A 3,325-nucleotide genomic window follows, 5' to 3' on the forward strand; every position below is an offset into this window, starting at 1 on the left:
ATAAATAGGATAATTACGATTTATAGACTGTTATGAAAACATCTCAATAGAAACTGATAATTATAGAGATGAGCAAAATCCCTTTTAATAAACTTTTGTCATTTTTGTCAGTTCTTTTTAGAACCTATATCATTTTTTTTAAATGAGAGAAAATTAAAATCATTATATTTCAATAAGTTAAGTTTTATCAATTTTTCAAAATACAACTTATTAAAACAGCCATAACAAATAAATACAACTGTAAATATATATTTGTCAGTTTATGTCAGTACATTGAATCGACAAAAGTGATCATTTAGTGAATGATTAAAACATGTCTTATGAAAAGCATATAATCTTTTAAAGCCTTTCAAAAGAAAGGGATTATAATCATAATAAATGCTATCAAGACCATTATGGTTATGAGTTTTGGAGGTGCTTTTTACGCCCCCCTTTACATATTTTTCAATAAAAAATAAAAGTCATTATATTTCAATATGTTATTTTTTATCAATTTTTCAAAAAACAACCTATATCAATAGTACAACCTATAAATTCAACTAATGCTCTATGTTTTGTAAGGGTTTGGGGGGGTAGAAACATTCAAAACCTATAAGTAATATAAGAAAATGAATATACATAACCCTCTTTAAATAAAGCTTCTGATAACAATAAAGCACTCATTTTAGATTACGGTTTAATCTTTTAAAGGCAATCCAAATAAGAGTATCTAAAAGTGCAAGTTTCTTCTTTTTAGAATAACGCATACAAACACTCCTTTTAAAGATTGTATCTAATCAACTTAACAAAAGAGGTATAGATTATGGTTATAAGCTCTATACCCCTTATGCGTTTATCATACCCATTATGTGAGCATGCTTTATAAGTTATTCAGTTTCTTTTAATACCAAATTTGGTAAGTTCTTAACGATTTTCATGGTTTCTAAACTTACGGTAATAACCCTCTGAAATAACTCTAGAGGGTAGGCAGGGTTGCCAACGGTTTCAACAGCATAGCGATTGGCATCATTCACAATGCCACTATTTTTATCAGTCTTGACACATTGACGTTCCATAACCCATTCAAGAGCGGGTTTACCATTAACGATATACTCATAAGCTTCAAGAGGAATATCTGTCATGATGATATTGCTATTATAAAAAACAGTCGATTTATCCTTTTCCTTACTATTCCCAGAAAATTTCATTTCAGTCACGTAATAGAATTTTTCGGGATTAGAGATCTCTGTTTGTTTTGGATTACCCTTTTTAAAGGTCACTGGATAAGGCTCTACAGTTTCATAATTCACGTGCAAATGACCGAGTTCACGCCCTGCTGTTACGAACTTCCAAAAGTCATCAGCACTCTTTACACACGGGATACGAGGCAGTTCTTTAGAGAGGTTATCAGCATAACGAGAGCGATAATCTTCCGAATGAAGTAGACCGTAAACATAATAGAATAGATCATCCTTAGTAATTTTTTCATTAGGATAAGCAGCTTTAAAATGTGCTAATCCTTCATCCGTAATGGCATCATGCCTCTGTAAACCAACTGTTTTACTTTCTTCTGTAGAATCCGTAAATAAATGGGATTGTTTCTCTCTTTTACTTTTTGGGACCGTACTATCTTCATAAATATAGCGTGGAAAGCATTGTCCATTTTCTATCACCTGAACATCGGGCAGAGCCGTAGTCATAAGCACAGAAAAGCCTCCCATTGCTCCTATGCCTGTAACTTGTATGATTTTATTTTCAACCGCTTTCTCCATTGGGAATATACGCGGCGTTTGGTAAACTCTCTCATTGAAAGTACGATTATAATAAAGCCACTGTCGTGTAAAAGGGCGATATAAACTTTGCATGAGGCATGCATCTTCGAATTTAAGAATTTTTCCTCTTACCAATTCTTGTTTAACATTATGGCTCCAGCTAATCTTGCTCTCATCTGCATTGATGAAATTGTTTACAGCATTTGCACGTATTTTATGATCAGCATGTGGATAGGCATCATTAAAACGTTCTACTTCGCTATTATAGAAAGTAATCATATTATGCATATTATTTTCTAAAATCTTATAGCTTGAGTTATATGCCCAAGCATCACGGTTTGTTTTTAGACCACAGGAATAAATTTTAAAGAGCTTTTTATCATGTCCTTTTTTAACACCTATAGCTAAAAATTTTTTAAAACTGTCATCACGTTGCTTTATCCAATCCCCATGCTTATCCGGTGTAATTATTTGCCAACCTTGTTTACTCCGTGTAATACCATCAATGCTTCCAAGGGATTCAATCATTGTAAGCTTTTCTTGCCTCGTGAGATAGTCTCCAATATTACGAAAATATATCTTACCACGCTGTTGTGCATTTGGATTTTTTACGAGAATGGAAATCGCTATAGGGGCTCGAGATCCAGAACCAAAAATTTTACCACCTTCTTTTCGAGAAAGTTCTCCAGAAGTTCGTTGGTTACCCCGTAAATGGAAAATATAAAGGCTGCTAAATTCCTCAACGAGGCACTTTCGTAGACTGTCCGTAGAACTNCTCAACGAGGCACTTTCGTAGACTGTCCGTAGAACTTCCATTAATAAAACCGGCATTTGTGACAAATCCGATTATCCCAGCATTATCAATACGGTCACTTGCCCAGCGAATAGCACGAATATAGCTATCATAAATTGCTTGCATATTGGTTGCTTTTGAATGAGCAGCATAAGTTTCACTAATACGTTTATCTAAAATCGGATAGGGTGTGTTTTTTGCATTATCATTTTCGTTTTTTTGCTTTGTTGAATAAGGAGGATTGCCAAAGATCACTTCAATATTGAGGTTTTTCTGAAGTTCTAAATATTCACTGTTTTCCTCTAGTAAACCTCTCATCAGATCTTGTTTTTCAAGCATCCGGAATGTATCGGTTAAACCAATATGTTTGAAAGGGATATAATTTCCTTTCATAAGACCATGATAGGTTGCTTCAATATTAATGGCTGCTATGTAATAGGCTAAGAGAACAATCTCATTGGCATGGATATCATAACGGTATTTATATTCCATATCCTCTGGTTTTATGAGATTTGATTGTAAAAGCCTTGTGATAAAGGTCCCCGTTCCAGTGAAAGGGTCAAGAATAGACACTCCACGTGACCCTAAGCTTTTTCCAAATTCATTACGCAACACATCATCAACAGAATGAATGATAAAATCCACAACTTCAACGGGGGTATAAACAATGCCAAGCCTATCCGTGGTTTTCTTAAACGCCTTGGTAAAAAAATCTTCGTAAAGTTTGATAATAAGATTTTGTCTTGCCTGTGGTTCGGTAATGCCAGAGGCACGGAACTTT

Annotated in this window: 1 pseudogene; it reads right to left on the bottom strand. The window is 34.1% G+C overall.

What is annotated here, in order from left to right:
• Positions 1 to 866: 866 nt before the first annotated feature.
• Positions 867 to 3,325, bottom strand: a pseudogene (locus ACFIJW_RS02635) (type ISP restriction/modification enzyme); the annotation flags it as partial.

The sequence above is a fragment of the Bartonella sp. MM97QHHN genome, from assembly GCF_042194285.1.
Lineage (GTDB): Bacteria > Pseudomonadota > Alphaproteobacteria > Rhizobiales > Rhizobiaceae > Bartonella.